Origin of the sequence: Reinekea marinisedimentorum (assembly GCF_004341165.1) — a bacterium.
GTDB classification, from domain to species: Bacteria; Pseudomonadota; Gammaproteobacteria; order Pseudomonadales; family Natronospirillaceae; genus Reinekea; species Reinekea marinisedimentorum.
Genome location: NZ_SLZR01000009.1, coordinates 73,508 through 94,649 on the forward strand (window position 1 = coordinate 73,508; position 21,142 = coordinate 94,649).

Sequence of the window (21,142 nt, forward strand, 5' to 3'; positions counted from 1 at the left end):
ATGATCGAAACGAATGTAGATGCCATGCGCCCCTATAAAACCCTGTTGCGATACGCCGTGATGATCTTCCTGGCATACATCTTTGCGTTTCCATTGCTGTTTATGGTGATGTCATCGTTTAAAACCGAGAATGCGATGTTCGCTGATATGTACTCATTGCGAGCAGTATTACCGGTCGGCGACCTGATGCTCGATAACTACCAGAACGTGTTCCGGAAATCGAACATCGAGTTATTCTTTTTTAACTCCGTGATTATCACCACACTGAATGTACTGTTGGGTCTGATCGTCAACAGCATGGCGGCATTTTCGATGGCACGTTTAAAGTGGAAAGGGCAGGAGTTCGTGCTAATCGCCATTGTCTCGCTGCTGATTGTGCCTTTTGAAGCCATTGCCATTCCGCTATTGATGCTGGTGGCCAAGCTGCCCTGGATTGCGTTTGAAGGCGGCGAGCTGGTGGTTCAAAGCTCATGGCTGAACACCCTGCATGTGCAGATTATTCCGGGAATTGCCAATGCTTTTCAGATCTTCCTGTTTTATCAGTTCTTCAGAGACATTCCGAAAGACTTTGACGAAGCGGCCGCCATCGACGGTGCCTCGCCGCTGCGTACTTTCTGGTCACTGATCGTTCCCATGTCCGGCCCGGTATTCGCTACGGCCACCATCCTGGCGTTTCTGGCCAACTGGAATAACTACCTTTGGCCAATTCTCACCACTCAAAGTGAGAGCGCCCGGCCGATCATGGTTGGTATTCAGATGTTTTTCAGCAACAACACAGACTGGGGAGAAATTATGGCCTACTCGACCTTGACCACCATTCCCGTGTTCATCGTCTTTATTGCTTTCCAGAAAAAATTCGTCGCATCGCTGGCAGGCACCGGCATCAAAGGCTGATCCTTTAATCCGCGACAACTTATCCGTGGCAGTATGGCTTTGCCTGCCCTTCGGGGGCGGGCCCGTTTTGCCTGCATTCAGGTTTTGTTACAGGTAATTTATATGAGTTCTAATGATCGTTTTCGTCCACAGGTCCATTTCACTCCACCGTCTAACTGGATGAACGACCCTAACGGATGCCTATACCATAACGGCGTCTACCATCTTTTCTATCAATATCATCCGGGGAGTACTCAATGGGGCCCTATGCACTGGGGGCACGCGACCAGCGCGGATCTGCTGCATTGGCAGCATCATGCAGTTGCTTTGCAGCCGGATGCGGCCTTGGGCGCAGCTTTTTCCGGTTCAGCGATACACGACCGGGACAACCTCAGCGGTCTGTTTACGGATGATCAGGGACTGTTGGCGTTCTATACCACTCATCTCGATCGGGGCCCAGAACAGGACCCGCTGCAGCAGCAATGCATGGCCTATAGCCGTGATGGCGGCAACAGCTGGCAGCCTATTGCAGATAACCCGGTCGTAGCCAACCCGGGAATTAAAGACTTTCGTGACCCCAAGGTTTTCTATCATCAGCCCAGCCAACACTGGATCATGGTGGTGGTTGCTGGCCAACAGGTGAACTTTTATCGTTCCCGAAACCTTCTGCAATGGGAGTATTGCGGTGAATTTGGTAAGTATCAGGGGCACGACGAGGTGGTCTGGGAATGTCCTGACCTGGTTGAAATGACCGACGATAGCGGCCGGTCGCATTGGGTGTTGTTCATCAGCGGCGTGACACCGGCAGAGAAACCGTTCCCGCCGATGCAGTATTTCATCGGTCACTTTGATGGTCTTACCTTTGCTGAAACCGCCCCCGGCGAAATGGTCAACATCGTTGATTTCGGGGCCGATTTTTATGCCGCCCAAAGCTTCCACGGTACCTTCGATAACGACGGTCGACATATCTGGATTGCCTGGGCGAACTATTGGCCCTACGCCAATGTGACGCCGGCTGATCACTGGCGCGGAATGATGTCATTGCCCAGAGAGTTGTCATTGGTCACGGTTAATGGCCTGCCCCGGTTGCAACAACGCGTTGTGCGTGAGTTTGATGCCCGGCTGAGTGAGCCTTACCGGGTTCAGTCACCGCAAGCCTGGGCGATCCAAAATCCGGAGCTGGCGCAATCCATTGAATTTAAAGTCACCGGGGCGAAACATACGGATGCCACTTTGCGACTCAACAACGCAAAGGGTGATGAACTGTGTCTGAGCTGGTCCGCTCAGGCCCAAACACTGACCCTCGACCGAACGGGCATTGCTTCTTCTGACTTTCATCCGATATTCAATCAGATTAAAACCGTTTCACTTCTGCATGAGCTGGGCGATGACAGTGTCTTAGATCTTCGCATCATTGTGGATCGCTGCAGTGTGGAAGTCTTTGCTCTTAATGGTCGTGTGGTGCTCACCAGTCAACTGTTTCCGGAGCAACCGTTTGCTCTTGCGTCATTAGAGTGCGTCGGACCAGTTGAGGTGACACAGGCTTACCTGCCGGATCAGACTGAGGATTGCGCCCGTTCTGATGAGCCGGTCTCCCTGGCGGCCGATTAACCGTATCGCACGTTGAAGAGTTGGACGATGTTATGATGAACAAACCGATTTATGCCTTTGGTGAGCTACTGATCGATTTTTTACAGGTGGGTCAGACGGTCTCCGGTGCATTAGCGCTGCCGGTATTTAATCAATTTCCGGGCGGAGCTCCGGCAAACGCGGCTGTCGCCGCCGCGAAACTGGGAGCGGAGTCTTACATGATCGGCCAGGTGGGCGATGATCAGTTCGGCCGCTTCTGCCGCGACGCACTCGAGAAATATTCGGTCAATACTGAGTATTTGAAGACGACCGATCAGGGCAAAACACCACTGGCCTTTGTCTCTCTGGACGACCAGGGTGAGCGTAGTTTTGAGTTTTACCGGGACCGAAGTGCGGATCTTCTGATTGAGCTGGGTGACTTGCCAAAGGCTGAGGATTTAAGGCCCGGCATTATTCATGTGTGCTCTAACACCCTAACTGATTCACATATTGCCGCGGTGCATCTGGAGTGGATTGAGCAGTTGAGTCACAGCGGAAAGTTTACCGTCAGTTTCGACGTGAACCTGCGTAAAAACTTGTGGCCGGAGGGCAGCAACTATAAGGCCCCGATTTTGAAAATGCTGCAACTCGCAAACATCATCAAAATCAGCCGGGAAGAACTCGACGAGATCTTTTCTGTAAATGCTGATACGGCGCTGACCGAGCATTGTTTTGACGGCAATGCTGAGGCTATTTACATTACGGACGGAGGCCATCGCCTTAAGGCGGTGAGTCGATTTGCCTCCGTTGAGATTCAGCCACCCAGTGTTAACGTTGTAGACACGACCGCTGCGGGTGATGCTTTTTCAGGTGGATTACTGTACCAAGCGTCAATGGGCGTCACAGATTGCAGTGCTGTTGCCGGGTTTGCGACCCGCTGTGGCGCTTATGCTGTTCAGCATGCCGGTGCGTTTACCTCGCTACCGTCAATGGCGGACATTTGAAATTAGAGGTGGCGAGGCATTGTAGCGGTGCCTGAAGCCAGCCCCACGTTACGTTCTCGAAGCTGGCTTTCTCTGCTGGCTGATCGGATTCGCATGAGAGCGCCAGCAGAAACGATCAATGTGCAGCGTCTTCAATCAATACTTTCCAGTCGACAACCGCGATTCTAAAATCCTGCAGGCCGCATTGGAAATTAGTTCAGCTGGAGCTGGCATGCCTGCGTGAGTTCTTTTTTCAGACTCTGCGTTTATTGAGCCTGCGCGGTCATTCGGTGTTTCTTTTGGTCAAATTGTGAATGGGTGTTCTAGGGGCGAGTTGCCCGCGGTCATGAGCCTAGAGTGCCAGTAAATGGAATTTAATTCGAGGTGGGCTGCTTTGAAACACCGGCGCTTGCAATGTGAACGCTCTTAAATTGATGACGGCCGTTAAAAGCGACTTTGCCACTCATTCAGATCAATAAAATCATGGCCAAACTGCGTTAAATTTCTGCAAATAAAAACAATAAAAGAGCAGCACTGACGCTTGCCTGACAGAGTTATCTAGTGGGCCATGCGCAAAGTTAGGTAATTGTTCGCTTCGCAGTTCAGCGAAGATATTCGTTGAAAAACCTTGAAATAGCGCCACTATTCCAGCGCTTTTTCGCCTTGATCTTCACTGAACTACTGTGCTCCTTAGTGACCGAACTTTACGCATAGCCCACTAGCTGAGAACCTTCTCGCAAAACCATCGTGTCTATTACTGTAAAAAGGACTTGTTTTGAAAACCACCTATTCCTCTGTTGGCCTTGTCAGGGCGGCAATCGTTGCTGCCTCCTTCTTTGTCACTGGGTTTGCCTTTGCCGGGCACCTTGATGATCGCCTGGAGCCCTCCACTGCGTTAGTTACGGGTAAATTGGAGAACGGTCTGTCCTACGCCGTAGAGCATATCGGTCGCCCGGAAAATCTCGGTGTTATCTGGCTGGTGGTGAATGTTGGCTCTGTCCATGAAAGTGAAAAACAGCAAGGTCTTGCGCATTTCGTTGAGCATATGGCGTTTAATGGCACCGAGGATTTTCCAAAGAACGAGCTGATTAAGTATTTCGCATCTGTTGGTATGAGTTTTGGGGGTGACGTAAGTGCAATTACAGATTTTGATCGCACAACCTATTGGTTGAAGGTGCCCACGGATGATCCGGCTGTTCTGGAAGAAAGCTTCAGAGTGCTGGAAAACTGGGCACATAAGGTGAGCTTTGATGCGCAGGAAGTCGATAAGGAACGGGGCGTTATCCTGGAGGAGTGGCGCATAAAGCAGTCACCAGACTATCGCCTTCTGCAACAGGAGTTTGCCGTTAACTATAAAGATACGCTCTATGCTCAGCGAGCGCCTATCGGCCAGCCTGACGTTATTCAGAATGGCTCTCGTGAAGACTTAATCCGGTTTTATAAAGACTGGTACCAGCCTCAGAATATGATGGTTCTGGCGGTGGGAGATTTTAATAAGGCGCACATTGAAAGTCTTATTAAGAAATACTTCTCCGCTTTGCCGGCAGCGGAGAGCCCCCGAACTGCCGCCTATTTGAGTATTCCGGATCATCATGAAACCCTGGTTAGCATCGCAACCGACCCGGAAGCTCAGGCTGCCAGCATTACTCTTAAAATTGATCAAAAGCGAAAACCCGAAACGACCTTAAAGAGCAAGGTTGAACAGTTAAAAAACCAGCTGTTCTATAGTCTTTTGGCGCAGCGCCTTGTCGAGGTTCAAAGGACTGCAGACTTTGATGCCGCTTCAACCGGTGTCCAGCTTGCTCATGGCTTAGGTTTAAGAACGAATCTGACTATTCAGGCGACCGCGAACAGCAGTCAGCTGGAGCAGGTGATGAAAAAGCTGCTAAGTGAAACCTATCGGGTTGCACAACATGGCTTTGGCGCAGAAGAATTTAAGCGCGTCAGTGGCCACTACCGAAATACCCTTCAGAGCCAGGCCAATGGGCAGTCGACATTCAAGCAAAAGCATAACGCTATGCTCGACCAACTGATACTGGAGGCGCCCTACGCCGGTGAGAAAAATCTGGCAACCATGCTGTTGGCGCAGTTGGATGACATCACTGTTGAAGATATCAATGATGTTGCCAAAGAATGGCTCTACCACAACGATAACCGATCGGTCTTTTTGCGGGCCCCGGATGACCAGGCGGATGCAATACCCTCAAAAAAACAGATCATAAAAGCCTGGAAGAAAGCGGTGGCAGCGTCGTATGAGCCCTATACCGAGTCAGAAACCATTGATCAGCTTATCAGCGAAATACCGGAACCGGGCAAGGTCATTAACTACTTTTATGAAAAGCGTTATGACGCACACCTTTGGCGTCTGAGTAATGGTGCCAGAGTTATTCTGAAAGATCGTAAGTTTGCCGAATATGGTATTTGGATGAAGGCAAGCAGCGAGGGTGGTCAATCCAAATTGGATGACAAGCTGTACCGAGCCTCTCCTTACGCCGGGGCGATCATCGACTATATGGGCGTTGGCGATTTCAGCAGCGCGCAACTGCAGCGCTTTTTACTTGATAAAAACGTTAACTTGAAAACCTCTTTAACAGAAACGCATGAGGTTTTGTCCGGGTCGACCACAAATGAAGACCTGGAAACCTTCTTTCAACTCTTACACCTTAAATTCACGCAACCAAGAGTCAACGCTCAGGATTATAATTTTATTAAGGATCAGCTGAGGGCTGCTTTGAATAGCCAGCAAATGAAGGCGTCCTGGCGGTTTCTGGAGGCCGTTTACTTAGCCAGCAATAAACATAACCCTCGCTCGGTAAATGTATTTTCCCCAACGGCGCTGAACTTCAACAGCCTGGATGACACTGTAGAAATTTATCAGGATCGTTTTAGCGATGTGGGTGACTTCACCTTTGTTTTTGTGGGCGACATTGATAAAGCCAGCATCGAAAGCCTGTTGAAAACCTATATTGCCTCGATTCCGGGTGAGCCCTTTGCCGAAAAGGAAACCTGGCAATATCGGGAAGATCAGCAAACCAAAGGCCACCTTGAAGTCCACCTGAAAGAAGGTACAGAGAACAAAGCGTCTGTTCGTATGGAGCTTCGTGGTCAGCATGCCTGGAAGAGTTACAGCAGGGAGGTCTTCAAGGCTGGCACATCCGCTTTGCAAATTTTACTGACGGAAGAAATTCGGGAGAATTTAAGTGGCACCTATGCAATTACAGTGGGCCAGTCGATATCGGAGTTTCCTGAGGGTAATTACACCATTGCTATTTCATTTGATTGTGAGCCTGAACGGGTCAATGAACTGGTCACAGCGGTACGGAGAGCCTTAACCAAGGCGGCAGAACAGGGATTTTCAACAGAAGTTATTACCAGTGCGATACAGCAAGTGGTTGAGCAGCGAGATCGGGACATGAACCGAAATAAGATATGGCTGGATAACCTGGCAGATATCAGTTTGCATGAGCGATCTTATATCTTAGAAGACTACAAGTACCGTATTGCAATGACCAATGTGAAGGTGAGTAAAGTGAATGATGCCTTTAAGGTTTTTTTGCGAACGCCCGATACGCTCTATGCAACCTTGCTGCCCGAAGGCTCCGAGGTTGAGGTAGAAGAGCAGGGTGCTCTTCTGTATTAGCAAGCCTTTAGCCGTATTTGCGCGGGCAGATAATGCTGTACACCTGGGCGGGGCGCTACTCGCCAATAAATACTTTCCAGTCGACAACCGCGATTTTAAAATCCTGCAGGCCGCATTCAGCCTGCAGCTCCTGTTGCTCCAGACCATTGTCTTGCAGGAATGTCTGGTCGGCATCATCGTATTCTTCACCCACAATCATTGCATCCTGCGGGCTGAGCGTCAGCGTCAGCCGCTGGCCAAACAGGGTTTTCTCACCGAGGTTATTGAATTCCAGCTGCTCTATTTCATGGATTAAGGCCGTACAGCGTTCTGTACTGCTGCCAATTTCATCGCTTAACCATTGACCAAACAATTCATGGCCCATTGAAAACTCGGCTAACGGCTGGCCAAAGTCATCGAAACTGAACTCGTAATCCATTGTGTAAACTTCGCTGTGCATGAAAAGCCGGCATAGTAACCGATTCGCCGCCGGTGCTGAACGCTACCTTGTGTTGAATGAGCGCATTCGGTATAAAGATCACTCGATAAAATAACTGGATATAATTACAGTGGCGAAAGCGAAGATTCAATTTGTCTGCACCAGCTGCGGCGCGGACTACAGCAAGTGGCAGGGTCAGTGCGGTGAGTGCAAGGATTGGAACACGCTGAAGGAATTTCGCGAGTCCAAAGCTCCGGCTGGCCGGCCCGATTTTTCGCAGGGCGATCGCTTTGCCGGCTATGCCGGTGCCAAGGCGAGCATTAAAGCGTTGAGCGAGGTCGACCTGAACGAGCAGGCACGGCTGGAAACCGGCATCAGCGAGTTCGACCGTGTGCTTGGTGGTGGCCTGGTGGCGGGCAGTGCGGTGCTCATCGGTGGTCACCCCGGTGCCGGTAAAAGTACGTTGCTGCTGCAAACCCTGTGCGTGATGGCGAAGCAGTTTTCGGTGCTGTATGTGACCGGTGAGGAATCCATGCAGCAGGTGGCGATGCGCGCCCAGCGTTTAAACCTGCCGCGCGATGATCTGAAAATTCTCTCCGAAACCAGTGTTGAAACCATTACTGAAGTGGCTAAAGAGGTGCAGCCGAAGATTCTGGTGATCGACTCCATTCAGGTGATGCACGCGCCGGGGATCGAATCGGCCCCCGGCAGTGTCGCCCAGGTGCGTGAATCGGCCGCCTGGCTGACGCGCTTTGCCAAGCAGACCGGCACCATTCTGATTCTGGTCGGGCACGTCACCAAAGACGGCTCTCTGGCCGGCCCCAAGGTGCTTGAACACATGATCGATGCCTCGGTGATGCTGGAAAGTTCGGGTGATTCCCGCTTCCGTACCCTGCGTGCCATTAAAAACCGCTTTGGTGCGGTGAACGAGCTGGGCGTGTTTGCCATGCTCGACAGTGGCCTGAAGGAAGTGAAGAACCCCAGTTCCATCTTTCTGAACCGTTCCGGTGAGGATTCGCCCGGCTCGGTGGTGACCGTGGTTTGGGAAGGTACGCGACCGATGCTGATCGAGTTCCAGTCACTGGTCGACAGCGCCACCATGGGCCATCCGCGTCGGGTCGCTGTAGGTTTGGATACCAACCGGCTGAACATGATGCTGGCCATCCTCAATCGTCATGGCGGTATTTTTACCGGCGATCAGGATGTGTTCATCAATGTGGTGGGTGGCGTGCGGGTTAATGAAACCGCCGCCGACCTCGCCAGTACGCTGGCGATTCTTTCCAGCCTGCGCGATAAGCCGATTTCATCGAACTGGGTGGTGTTTGGCGAGATTGGCCTGAACGGCGAGGTTCGCCCGGTGCCGAATGGTCAGGAGCGCATTGTTGAAGCCGCCAAGCATGGCTTTACCCGCGCTATTGTGCCCATTGGCAATAAACCGCGTAAGAATATTGAGGGTATTCAGGTGGTGCCGGTGAAGAATTTGGCCGAGGCGCTGGAGCAGATTCGGGAGGGGTAGTATTAGATTCTAGATGCTAGATAGTTAGATGCGAGAGTTGAGCCGCATCTAGCATCTAGTAACTAGAATCCAGCATCTAGTAACTAGCATCTAGTAACTAGCATCTAGAATCTAGAATCTAACTATCCAGCCCCTACCCCAACACCGCCAAATAATCCCCACCCTTGGCATGCGTCGCCACGATCTGTGCCAGCGTTTTGCCTTCCAGGTTGGTGGCATGGATATTCCGGTTCTCGGATTTAAACAGTTCAACAAACGCTTCAAAGGCCGCGGCATCCATCCGTGTATAGGCTCGGTACAGGCAGTGAAAATCTCGGTCGGTACCGTCATATGTGTTAAAGTTCAGGTATTCACGAAGCTGCTCATCGCCCCATTGTACATCCTCAACTCTGGACTTATCTTTTTTCATTGTGAGTAAGTATCCGTTGATAAAATTGAAGGTCATAATAATGACGGTCTTCTTTCGGGTAAAATGAACAAATAGCATAGTGACTGTTCAAAGCAGAATAAGATGGCGCATTCAGCCGGTGTTAAGGGTTACAACGAGAATATCTGTATTCATGAAAAACTTGCTTGTTTGCATATTCTGTTTTGCAGCTGTGTCCGTTGCCGCGGAAGAACTTGCTTCCGCCAGCCGTTGGAACACCTCGGTTAAACCCTACAAGTTCGAGCTGCAGGGCGAGCTGGTGCGTACGCTCAACGAATATCGCGATTCGGTAAACCTGTCTGGCATCAGCCTGGAAAAAAGCCGCCAGATCCGCGCGGAAACAGAACGCCTGCGCCTGCTGCTGAGAAGCCGCGGCTATTATCAGGCCAGCATCGAATCCGAATGGCCGGAAGGCGAGGCCAGGCCCGACTATCAGATTATCCTCGGTGACCGCTTCACCATCAGTTCTATCGAGCTGGAAGGTAACTTCCAGCCGGTGGATGATAAATGGCAAACGCTGAAGGTTGGCGACGATCTGTCTGCCACCGATGTGGTCAGCCAGCAGACCAAGCTGAAAAGCTACATTGAAGATCAGGCCTGTTATTACAACATCAATGTATCCCATAAGGTGGTTCTCGATGAGGCTCAGCGCAGTGGCGCTTTAACGCTGGTCGCCTATGTTGCCGACCCGGCCGAATTCGGTACCGTCAGCTTCACCGGTGAAGATGAAGACAAACAGTCGTTTCTGCTGCGCTCCAGTGGTATTAAACCCGGTCAGTGCTACAAGGCCAGCTCGGTGGATTCAGCGGTTATTTCGCTGCTCGATGTCGGCCTGTACAGCCGGGTGAAGCCCACCTCCATTCGCACCGCAGATGGCAATGTCGATGTAAACTTCCGGCTCACCAAGAAGAAAAAGCGCACGCTTTCTGCCTCGATCGGCTGGGAAACCGAAGCCGGCCCTATTGCCGGTGCCGGCTGGTTGCACCGCGACCTCTTCTCCAGTGCCCAAAGCCTGGAGCTGGAGCTGTCGGTGCAGGAAACCAACCAGACCGCCAGCGCCACAGTCATCATTCCCAGCTTTTTTGACCGCCGTAACCGTCTGAACTGGGAGAATACCGTCGAGCACGACACTTCCGACTACGAGACCTACACCCTTTCCAGCACTACCACGCTGGAGCGTCAGGCCTCCAGCACATCCTATTACGAGTACGGTATTGGCTTCAGTCAGGAGAACGAGAATGTCGATGGCGACTGGGATAACTACCACCAGATCCGTCTGCCGCTGCTGTACCGCTACGATACCGTCGAAGACCCGTTCGACCCGGAAACCGGCTATCGCCTGTCGTTCGAGCTGGAGCCGGTCTGGGATATCGACGATAACTTCACCCCCTTCCTGCTGACCGGTATTGGTGTGCAAACCTTTTACGAGCTTGACCCGCGCCTGACCATTGCCAACCGCGTGAAGTGGAGCTCGCTCTGGTACGGCGATTACTTTGGCTCCACGCAGGAAAACATTCCGGAGTCGGAATGGCTAACCGCCGGTGGCAGCACCTCGATTCGCGGCTATGCCTACGAATCCATCGAGCTTGCAGAAAAGTACGAGGCCGACGATGACGATGCCGGTGATATCGCCGGTGCCACCCAACGCTGGATCTCCAACAACGAGCTGCGCTTTCGCTTGAGTGAATCCTGGGGCTTGGTGACCTTCTTTGATGTCGGCTCGGTCAGCGAGGAGATTAACCCGCTGAATCAGGATATCTGGTATGCCGGCGCCGGCGCGGGCATTCGCTTCTACACCAGCTTCACGCCGATCCGCCTGGATGTGGCGTTTCCGCTCAATCCGCGTGACGAAGACGAATCCTTTATCGTCTATGTCAGTTTGGGGCAGGCGTTCTGATGCTACGGAAAATTGCCCGCCAAACCTGGACTACGACGCTTCGAATTCTGCTGATTCTGCTGGTTTTGATGACGCTGGCGTTGGTGGTTGCCTTTGGTACCGAAGGCGGCCGTATTACGGTGGTGAAGCAATCGCTGCAGCTGATCAATGTTGCCACCGCTAACGATATTGAGCTGAAGGGCATCCGCTCGCCCTCTATGCGCCAGTGGCGGGTAGAGCAGGTACTGATTCGTGACGCCGATAACCAGCCGAAGCTGCGGGTGCGCGACCTGCAAATTGACTGGAACTGGCGCTACGCACTGCAGCATCGCTGGTGGTTCAACCAGATTCAGCTCGATGCGTTAACGGTGTACAAGAGCACCGGTGAATCCAACGCCACGCCGGCCGAAACGCTGGCCGAGCTGTACCGCGCCTGGCCGCAGATTCCGGCGGTGCGTATCGATGCCGTCAGCGTCGACCAGCTGCGTATTGAACACACCGAGCTGCCGCCGTTTCAGTCGGAACTGAGCGGTCAGCTGGAGCTCAACTGGGGGGCCATACCGGCCCGTTTTCTGCTGGCGCTGACCGATAATTTGAACGGCAACTACTTTGCGGCAGAGCTCTCTGCTGATGCCATCGACTACTTCCGGCTCAGCGGTAGCCTGAGTGCCAATGCCGGCAGTGCATGGTCGCAGTGGCTGCAGTGGGACTTATCCGAGCCGGTCGACGCACGCTGGAGCCTGCGTATCGATTACAGCGAACCGGGCTTTCTCAGTGTGCTGATCGACGATTGGGCGATGCCCTGGAAGAGCCACCAGATCACTTCCAGTGGTGAGCTGAAATACGATATTGAGCAGGCGCAGATGCAGTTCCTGCCGCTGAATGTTGAGCTTGATGAAAAGCCGGCAAGCCTTGATGGCTGGATCAGCCACGATAACGCCGACCTGAGTGTGACCGTCATCGAATGGAACATTGAGCCTTTTGCTGAGTTTATCGGGGTCAGTGATCTGCAGGGCCAGGCTTCGGTCAAGGCGCGGGTACAGGGCGGCTGGCGGCGTCCGCTGGTGGATGCGCAGCTCGATGCCAGCGGTCAGTGGCGTCAACAGCCGTTTGATTTGCAGGTCACCAGTAGCCGCACGGCGCAGAAGGTGACGCTGAAACAGGCCGAACTGACACTGGCCAATAATCAGATTTCGGCAACCGGCGTGGTTGACTGGATAACCGATGAACTGGAACTGAGCTACAACGCCGAGCTGAGTACCGATCCGGTGTTCCGCTCGGTACTGCCGGCCGCGCTGGCCGGGGTTCAGGCCAGTGGCACGCTCAGTGGTGAAATTACCGGCGCTATTGAAAACCCGAGCGTGACCGCCGATGCCCGGCTGGAAGGCTTCTGGCAGCAGGATGCAATGCAGGCCAACATTCAGGCGCTCTGGCAGGATGGCACGTTGGCGTTGAGTGATGTCTCCCTGAATTTGCCGGTACTGAAGACGCAGGGCGACTTAACCTGGCAGGTCGCAGATAACCGCTGGAATGCACGGCTGGATATCGCAGAATGGCATACCGATATCTTTGACCGGCTGAACATTAACTTCCCGGTTACGGTCGATGGCGCCGGCGATGGCCAGCTGAATATCAGTGGCGTTGGCGAGCAATTCTCGATCGCGGGCCTGTTGAACTTTAACGGCGTCTGGCAGCGCTGGCCGATTGAGGCCGAGGTGAATCTGGATGAAATCAACGCCCGGCACATCCGCTTCAGTGACAGCCGCATTAAACTGGCCAGCAGCCAGCTGATTGCTAACGGCGGTGTCGATTGGTCAGCGCAAGAGCTGGATCTGCACCTGGATCACACCCAGCTGCCGCTCGATGTGTTGCCGCAATGGTTCCCGGTCTGGCCATCCATATTGCAAACCCTGCACGGCAATATGACCGGCCATACCGATGTTACCGGCCCCTGGACCCGGCCGGCGGTGGCGACCGAGAGCAAGTTTGTTGGCCGCTGGTTTGATGAATACCTGGAGCTGGATCTGGCGGTTGAGCCGACCACCAACCTTGAGTGGAACATCACAAAATTTGATGCCAGCTGGCTTACCGGTCGCTGGCAATACACGGGGTTATTTGAGCCTTACGCGCTGCAGCTCGACGGCCGCGTGCAGGCCGATTCCATCAACAACCGCTACCTGCCGTTGCTGACGCGTGAATTCACCGGCAATGAAAGGCAGCTGCCGGAGAACATGGATCTCGACTTCAGCGCCGATATGGCCATTTCCGGCAGCATTGTCGAGCCGGTGCTGGTGGGTAACCTCAGCTCGCGCGGGCAGATTGATCAGCAGCCGTTTGTGCTCGATGCCGATCTCAATTATCTGGATACCCATCACATGGTCATCAGCGAGGCTCAGGGCGTCTGGGCCGCCGGTGACTGGGTGCTTTCCGGCCGCTACGACTGGCATGATAACGAGATCATCATGACCATCGAAACCAACACCCCGGATGCCAAGCACCTGGTGCCCTGGGTGCAACTGGTTGTCGGCACCGACCCGAATTTCCGCTGGCTCGATGCCTGGCAGGGTTCGCTCAATGGCACTCTGCAGCTCGATAACCGCTTCGACAGCTGGAAGGTTCAGGGTGAGCTCGACAGCCAGGGCCTGTTGCAACAGCAACCCTACGAACTGCGCTGGCTGGGTGAAGGTGAACTGCAGACCCAGCTTAACCATCAGTTTGAAGGCGAGTGGGGCGATGCCAGCATCAGCGCCAGCCTGATTAGTGGCAACCAGCTGCTGACCGGCAATGTTGATGTGACGGCGTTGCAGTTTGCGCAGATTGATCTGTTTGTGGATATCTTCCCGGATCAGATGAGTGGCGAGCTGAATGCCGATATTCTGCTCTCCGGCGAGGTCAGCAAGCCCACGGTGAACGCGCAGATTAACGCCCGGGGCCGCTATCTGGCGCATGATTTTACGTCTGGCCTGCTGTTGCAGAGTGATGCCGATGGCTGGCGTATCTCGGATACCAATGTTGCCATTCCCGGCGCACTGACGCTGACCGTTGCCGGTGAAGGGAAAGACACAAACGGCACCGTGCGGCTGGTGGCCGACTTCACCGATACCCGCTATTGGTGGCCAGATTCTGCACTGGGCAACGGTCAGGCCAGGGTAGAGCTGACCGCCAGTGGTGATCTGACCGCGCCGGATCTCAACGGCCGCTTGAACTGGCAAACCAGCAGCTGGCCGATCAGCCTGCAATCGACACTGGTGACGAAAAACAATGAATACCAGCTGGAAGCCAGCCTGCTCAGCCGTGGTCAGGTAAGGGTCAAAGCCGGAGCCAAAAGCCCGGTGGCCAGCCTCAGCAGCTGGAAGGATGAACTGCTGAGCAAGCCCATGGAAATGCGCCTGGCGGTGAACACTCCGCTGACCGTGCTCGACCCGTTCTTTATCAACCAGCCGGATCAGAAAGTCAGTGGCACCCTGGGCGGTGATATTACGCTGACCGGTTCACTGAACAATCCGTATCTCGACGGTGAAATCGCCTGGATCAAGGGCGCATACGAACACGCCAGCTATGGCACCCGTATTTCAGATATCGGCCTGGTGCTGCATGCTGAAGATAAGCAGCTGAAGGTATCGGGCAGTGCCACCGATGCCGCCAATGGCCTGATGCTGATAGCCGGCACCGTTGATTTCTTCCAGAGTGAATCCGACATGCTGGCGCACGCCATTTCGGTGACCGCCTCGCTGGATAACGCCAAGCTGATTAATCAGGCGCAGATGGACGCCATTCTTTCCGGCGACATTAAGGTGATTGGGTCCTACCACAGCCTGCTGGTGTCCGGTGATCTGGTGGTGCCGCAATTCAATATGCAAACCGACACGCTGTTGTGGGATGGCGCGCCGCAGCTGAATATTGTGACCGCTGAACAATACGGTGACGACCTCAATACGCAGCGCTTCTATTGGCCGCAGGGCGAGTGGGATGTCACTCTGCAGGCCGATCAGCGCGCCAACCTTTACGGGCAGGGCATTAATGCTGAGCTTTCCGGTGAATTTTCCGTTTCCGGCGATCTCTATAACCCGGTGCTGGCCGGTCAGTTTGAGCTGGTGCGCGGTACCTATGTCGGCTTCGGCAAGGTGTTTACCCTGACCGAGGGCCAGGTGCAGCTGCAGAACAACCTGATTACGCTGGACATTCAGGGTGAATACAGCAGCGATGATCTCGATGTGACGCTTGAGATCACCGGCAATCAGAATGAGCTGTCGCTGTCGCTGACCTCCGATACCACCGACGGTCAGGATGAGCTGCTGGCGCTGTTGCTGTTCGGGGAAAGTATTGAGGAGATGAGCGTGGTGCAGGCCATTCAGCTGGCCAACGCACTGAATAAGTTACGCACCGGTGATTCCGGGCTGGATATCGTCGCTCAGGCGCGTGATGACCTGTCGCTGGATACGCTGGTGATCGATACCGACTCTGATGACGATGGCAACCTCACCTTTAACGTCAGCGCCGGTAAGTACATCAATGATTTTCTCTATCTGGAAATTGAACAGGGTGTGGGCTCTGATCAGGAGTTCCGCAGCAGCCTGCAATATAAGCTGACCAAAAAGGTTTATCTGGAATTCTATACCCAGGGAGAGTTTGGTCAGTTCGATGAAAACGGGATTGAGCTGAATTGGTCTTGGGATTATTGAAGGATGTGAGATGTGAGATGCTAGATACTAGATACTAGATACTAGATACTAGTTGCTAGTTGTTAGATGCTTTTCGCAACCACCTGATTCTTGCCCTGATCTTTGGCCTGATAAAGGCAGTCATCGGCCAGCTTGTAGAAATCTTCCTGATCAAAGCCCTGGCGTGGCTGAGCGTAGGCCAGACCGATGCTGACCGTAACACTGGCCGGGCCCTGATCGGTATCAATACTGTTATCGGCAATCTGCCGGCAGATCGATTCGGCCAGTTCGCGGGTTTGTTCAAAGCTGGTTTCCTGCACCAGCACGGCGAACTCTTCACCACCAATGCGCGCGATGATGTCGATCTCGCGCTGGAAATTCTTGCCAATGGTTGCAGCGACCTTCCTGATAACTTCGTCACCCACCGGGTGGCCGTAGATATCGTTGATGCTTTTGAAGTTGTCGATATCGAGTATCAGCAGCGCCAGCGATGCTTGCCTGCGCTGATGCTTGGCCCAGCACAGGTGCATGGTTTCATCAAAGAAGCGGCGGTTAAACAGGCCGGTCAGGCTGTCTTTGCGGGCCAGCTCTTCCAGCGACTTTTTCTGGGCAATCCGTTCCTGGTATTCCTTATTGAGCAGTCGGATCATGTGCAAGTTAAAAAACATATACAGCACCATCATCATGCCTTCCACGCCGCGCTCCTGTGGCCGGGTTAAGGCCACCACCAGTGCCGGCAGGGCTATGGCCAACAGGTAATAGTTAGCCAGTAAGCGGTTTGGCGAGTAGGTTACGGTGCCGCCACTGAGCAGGGCGATGTTGATCATAAACAGGTAAATGAACAGCTCATGGTGCTCGATATGCAGCATGGCAAAGGCGAACAGAATGCCATACACCAGTGCCGGGCCGATGGCATTGGCAATCAGCAGTCGCTGCCAGCCGGGTTTGTCGTAATGAGTCTGCTTGCCGCTGGAAAGCTTGGCCCATAAGCGGCTGAGTGAAAAGCCCAGCAGCATGGCCATGGCCACACTGTAGATAATCGGGTGTTCGTCAATATAGTCGGTCATCAGGCCGATAATCAGCCAGGCCAGAACGTAAAGGTAGCCGCCGGATACTGAGCGTTTTTCCAGATTTTGCTCCGGTAAAATTATCGGGATCATTCCACCTTCTTAATTATGCTGATGTCTGCTTCTGCCTGGCTGGAAACCTTAACCGTCGTGCTACCCAGAGCGGGCCTGCCGAGCTGGCTTCCTGCGGTGCGGTGTCTGCCCAGAATAATCAGGTCTGCATTAACCTCGCGTGAATAGGCCAGAATCTGATCGGCCGGGGCGCCTTTTTTAACCACCAGCTTAACGTGATCTTCTTTTCCCGCATGGGCGGCGATGTGTTCAGCCACAAAGCCCATCAGTGCAATGGAAAGCTCGTCTGTCTGTTCTGCGCCGGTGCTTTCAGGTGCAATCGCCAACAGGTGAACAATGCAATCACTGTACTGCAAATGGAACAGTGCTTTTGCTAGTATGCGCTCGCTCATCGGCACTTCGCTAATATCGACAGGTGCCACTATTGTTTTGTACATGATGTATTCCACCATCGACCCGGTTGTAAGCTTCAGTTTAGCAACAGCCGGTATTTCTGCCATATCGCGCACCGAGGGGGCCCTTTGCGTATTTTCTTGGATTTAATGTGGTTCTTCCGCCAGGAGTATCGGCGCTATGGTTTAGCCGTGCTTGCGTTGATCGGCGTTGGCTTTGCCACCATGGTGCCGCCGTGGATGATCGGTAAGATTGTTGATGCTCTGGCTGATGGCAGCCTGACCCGCGAGTTCCTGCTGCAGCATGTCGGTATTATTGCCGGTGTAGCGCTGGCCAGCTACCTGCTGCGCGTGCTCTGGCGGGTAGCGCTGTTTGGGGCCAGCTATACCCTGGCCAATGAGCTGCGCCAGAAGATTTTCCGCCATCTAACCCGGCAGTCTCCGGCGTTTTATCAACAGATGACCACTGGCGATCTAATGGCCCGCGCCACCAACGATATTCAGGCCGTGGAGCAAACCGCCGGAGAGGCGGTGCTGGCGCTGTTCGACGGGGCCCTGACCGGTATTCTGGTGCTGTGCGTGATGACGCTGTTTATCTCTCTGCCGCTGACGCTGGTGGCGCTGATCCCGTGGCCGATTGTCGGCTACTTCATGTGGCGCTTTGGTAAAGAGCTGCATCATTCCTTTGCCGATGCCCAGGCGCGCTTTTCAGATTTAAACGACGATGTGCAGGAGAGTATTTCTGCGCTGCGCCTGACCCGTGCCTATGGCCGCGAGGCGGTTGAGCAGGGGCAGTTCAACGCCATCGCCAGGCAGGCCAATCTGGCCAACCAGCGCGTGGCCCGCACCGATAGCAAGTACGACCCGGCCATTCAGCTCGGCGTCGGTTTTTCGTTTCTGCTGAGCGTTGCCGGTGGCGCCTATCTGATTTATCTGCAGCGGCTCACGCTGGGTCAGCTGACCAGCTTTACGCTCTATCTGGGTTATATGATCTGGCCGATGTTTGCCATTGGCTGGTTACTGAACTTGGTGGAGCGGGGTCAGGCGGCCTATGCGCGCATCAAGGAACTGCTCGCCATAGCGCCGGATATTGCCGATACCGGCTCCTTCAGCCAACAGGCCTTTCCGAGCATTACCTTTGCTATTCACCGCTTCAGCTATGGTGAAGGCCAGCCGCCGGTGCTGGAAGATATTAACCTGTCGCTCGAAGCCGGGCAGATGCTGGGCATTGTCGGCCATACCGGTGCCGGTAAATCGACCCTGATCAGCCTGCTGCTGCGTCAGCTGGAGGGTGACGAGGCGAAAATCCTGATTGATGAGCGCGACATTCGCCACTTTACGCTCGATAACCTGCGCCGCCATATTGCCACGGTGCCGCAAACGCCGTTTCTGTTTTCAGCCACCATCGCTGAGAACATTGCACTGGCCCGGCCAGAGGCCACGCAGGCAGAGATCGAAGCGGTGGCGAAGATTGCCCAGGTGCACGACGACATTGCCGGCTTTAAAGATGGCTATTTAACCGAAGTCGGCGAGCGCGGCATTACCCTTTCCGGCGGTCAGAAACAGCGCATCGCCATTGCCCGGGCGCTGTTGCAGAACGCGCCCATTCTGGTGCTCGACGATGCGCTTTCGGCGGTCGATGTGAAAACCGAAGCCGCCATCCTGGCGCACCTGCAACAGGCGCGTGCCGATAAAACCACGCTGGTGGTCTGCCACCGCTTGTCGGCTGTCGAGCAGGCCGATAAAACCATTGTGCTGCAGCACGGGCACATCATTGAACGCGGTACACACACCAGCCTGCTGGCCGAAAGCGGCTGGTACCGGCAGATGTTTGATTATCAGCAACTCGAACGCGCGGTGGAGGAAGGCCGATGAAACAGACTTTTACCCGCCTGCTCGGCTATGCCGCCGTCTACCGCCGCACCCTGATCCAGGCCTTTTTGCTGCTGTTGCTGGCCACCGTGGCCAGTGTGCTCGGGCCGTATCTGATCAAGGTGTTTATCGACAGCTACCTGACGCCGGGCAACTGGGTTGCCGCTGACATCGGCCTGCTGGCACTGGCCTACGTGGTCAGCCAGCTGGTGGGTGCAACCGCGTTCTTCATGCAGGCGCTGCGCTTTAACCGGGTGGCACTGAACGTGATTCAGACGCTGCGTGAAGAGGTGTTTGAGCGGGTACTGCAATTGCCCATGGCGTACTTCGACAAGATCGCCACCGGCAGCCTGATCAGCCGTATCACCAACGATACCGAAGCCATTAAAGACCTGTACGTCAACGTGATTTCGGTGTTCGCGCAGAATACCGTTCGGGTGATCGGTATTCTTATCGCCATGGCGTTTCTAGACCTGCGCCTCATGTGGATCTGCGCCATGCTCATTCCGGTGGTGCTGGTGCTGATGTTTACCTACCAGAAGCTGTCGACGCCGGTGTTCCAGCGCGTGCGAAGCCTGCTCAGCGACATCAACGCCCGTCTGAATGAAAGCATTGAAGGCATGTCGGTGATTCAGCTGATGAACCAGCAACAGGCGTTCAGCAAGGCGTTCAGTAAAACCAGCACCGATCATTACCGGGCGAAGATCCAGAACATCATCATCGATGGCTTTTTGCTGCGCGCACTGGTCGACTTCATCTACATGCTGTTGTTGGCGGCGCTGCTGTTCAGCTTTGGTCTGATTGAACTGAACAGCCACGGCGCGGTGGAAATTGGTGTCATCTACGCCTTCATCAATTATCTGGGCAATGTCACCGAGCCGCTGATCGACATGACCTCGCGCCTGAACATGGCGCAGCAGGCGCTGGTTTCGGCCAGTCGGGTGTTCAAACTGCTCGATGAAACGCCAGAGCCGGTGCCAGCCGAGCCGCTGCAGCCCGCATCCACGCGGATCGAGTTTGATATCGACCGGTTCAGCTACAACGGTAAGAATGACGTCTTGCACGACATTCACTTTGCCATTGAGCCCGGCAAATTCATCGGCATTGTCGGTCATACCGGTTCCGGCAAAAGCTCGCTGATGGCGCTGCTGATGAACTTCTACCGGCTGGAGTTCGGCAGCATTCAAATCGGCGGTGTCGATATTCGCGACATCAGCAAAACTGACCGTACCCGAATGATTGGTATGGTGCAGCAAGACCCGTTCATCTTCGGCGGCAGCATTGCCGACAACATCCGTCTGGAGCTGGATATCTCCGATGCCGAAGTCGAGCAAGCCGCAAAACAGGCGCAGTTGCATGAGTCGATTCTGAACATGCCGCAGGGCTACCAGACCGTACTGGCCGAGCGCGGCAAAAACCTGAGTGCCGGTCAGCGTCAGCTGCTCAGCCTGGCACGAACGCTGGCGCGTAAACCGCAGATTCTGATTCTCGATGAAGCCACCGCCAACATCGACAGCCACACCGAGGCACTGATTCAGAAATCGCTGATGACGCTGCGCGGCAAGATCACCATGATCGCCATCGCTCACCGCTTAAGTACGGTGATCGATGCCGATCAGCTGGTGGTGCTGCATCAGGGTGAAATTAAGCAGCGTGGTACACACCGTGAACTGCTGCGAGAGGAAGGGCTGTACAAGCACATGTATCAGTTGCAACAGCAGCAGGACCCTTGCGAAGCCATGGAGCACAGCGACAGTTAAACGTCGCTTGAATTAC

At 54.1% G+C, this 21,142-nt stretch carries 13 protein-coding genes; 9 read left to right on the forward strand and 4 right to left on the reverse strand.

Annotated elements, in window-relative coordinates; translation table 11 throughout:
- From BCF53_RS11415 to BCF53_RS11430, 4 genes are all read left to right on the forward strand, one after another.
- On the forward strand, positions 1 to 894 hold the full coding sequence (locus BCF53_RS11415; RefSeq protein WP_132701866.1) for a carbohydrate ABC transporter permease: 894 nt from the start codon (positions 1 to 3) through the stop codon (positions 892 to 894).
- Between the two features lie 102 nt (positions 895 to 996).
- Positions 997 to 2,484: a glycoside hydrolase family 32 protein gene (locus BCF53_RS11420; RefSeq protein ID WP_165901898.1), complete on the forward strand. Its 1,488-nt coding sequence runs from the start codon at positions 997 to 999 to the stop codon at positions 2,482 to 2,484.
- 32 nt (positions 2,485 to 2,516) lie between these two features.
- Entirely contained in the window at positions 2,517 to 3,446 is a 930-nt protein-coding gene (locus BCF53_RS11425) for a carbohydrate kinase family protein (protein ID WP_132701868.1), read from the forward strand.
- 754 nt (positions 3,447 to 4,200) lie between these two features.
- Positions 4,201 to 7,065, forward strand: a complete 2,865-nt coding sequence (locus tag BCF53_RS11430) for a M16 family metallopeptidase (protein ID WP_132701869.1) — start codon at positions 4,201 to 4,203, stop codon at positions 7,063 to 7,065.
- Between the two features lie 55 nt (positions 7,066 to 7,120).
- On the opposite strand, the gene BCF53_RS11435 is transcribed toward BCF53_RS11430, so the two are convergent.
- Complete coding sequence (locus BCF53_RS11435; protein WP_132701870.1) at positions 7,121 to 7,504, reverse strand: YacL family protein; 384 nt, start codon at positions 7,502 to 7,504, stop codon at positions 7,121 to 7,123.
- Between the two features lie 109 nt (positions 7,505 to 7,613).
- Here BCF53_RS11435 and radA point away from each other — a divergent pair, with 109 nt between their 5' ends.
- The gene (gene radA, locus BCF53_RS11440) at positions 7,614 to 8,999 is read left to right on the forward strand and encodes a DNA repair protein RadA (protein WP_132701871.1); all 1,386 of its coding nucleotides are present in this window, start codon (positions 7,614 to 7,616) and stop codon (positions 8,997 to 8,999) included.
- Between the two features lie 133 nt (positions 9,000 to 9,132).
- Here radA and BCF53_RS11445 read toward each other — a convergent pair whose 3' ends face one another.
- Positions 9,133 to 9,408 carry a PA4642 family protein gene (locus BCF53_RS11445; protein ID WP_132701872.1) on the reverse strand — a complete coding sequence of 92 codons (276 nt, stop codon included), beginning with the start codon at positions 9,406 to 9,408 and terminating at the stop codon, positions 9,133 to 9,135.
- Positions 9,409 to 9,559: 151 nt separating this feature from the next.
- Between BCF53_RS11445 and BCF53_RS11450 the strand changes: the two genes are divergently transcribed.
- Together BCF53_RS11450 and BCF53_RS11455 are read left to right on the forward strand one after the other, a co-directional pair.
- Positions 9,560 to 11,323, forward strand: a complete 1,764-nt coding sequence (locus tag BCF53_RS11450; protein ID WP_132701873.1) for an autotransporter assembly complex protein TamA — start codon at positions 9,560 to 9,562, stop codon at positions 11,321 to 11,323.
- On the forward strand, positions 11,323 to 15,984 hold the full coding sequence (locus BCF53_RS11455; protein WP_132701874.1) for a translocation/assembly module TamB domain-containing protein: 4,662 nt from the start codon (positions 11,323 to 11,325) through the stop codon (positions 15,982 to 15,984). Before BCF53_RS11450 ends, BCF53_RS11455 begins: the two co-directional genes overlap by 1 nt.
- A 62-nt stretch (positions 15,985 to 16,046) precedes the next feature.
- Here BCF53_RS11455 and BCF53_RS11460 read toward each other — a convergent pair whose 3' ends face one another.
- Both BCF53_RS11460 and BCF53_RS11465 read right to left on the reverse strand, forming a co-directional pair.
- Positions 16,047 to 17,123, reverse strand: coding sequence for a GGDEF domain-containing protein (locus BCF53_RS11460; RefSeq protein WP_132701875.1), 1,077 nt, complete (start codon positions 17,121 to 17,123; stop codon positions 16,047 to 16,049).
- Entirely contained in the window at positions 17,120 to 17,602 is a 483-nt protein-coding gene (locus tag BCF53_RS11465) for a universal stress protein (RefSeq protein WP_132701876.1), read from the reverse strand. Before BCF53_RS11465 ends, BCF53_RS11460 begins: the two co-directional genes overlap by 4 nt.
- Positions 17,603 to 17,623: 21 nt before the next feature.
- Here BCF53_RS11465 and BCF53_RS11470 point away from each other — a divergent pair, with 21 nt between their 5' ends.
- Together BCF53_RS11470 and BCF53_RS11475 are read left to right on the forward strand one after the other, a co-directional pair.
- Positions 17,624 to 19,369 carry an ABC transporter transmembrane domain-containing protein gene (locus BCF53_RS11470; RefSeq protein WP_132701877.1) on the forward strand — a complete coding sequence of 582 codons (1,746 nt, stop codon included), beginning with the start codon at positions 17,624 to 17,626 and terminating at the stop codon, positions 19,367 to 19,369.
- The gene (locus BCF53_RS11475; RefSeq protein ID WP_132701878.1) at positions 19,366 to 21,126 is read left to right on the forward strand and encodes an ABC transporter ATP-binding protein; all 1,761 of its coding nucleotides are present in this window, start codon (positions 19,366 to 19,368) and stop codon (positions 21,124 to 21,126) included. The genes BCF53_RS11470 and BCF53_RS11475 overlap by 4 nt, the downstream gene beginning before the upstream one ends.
- Positions 21,127 to 21,142: the final 16 nt, after the last annotated feature.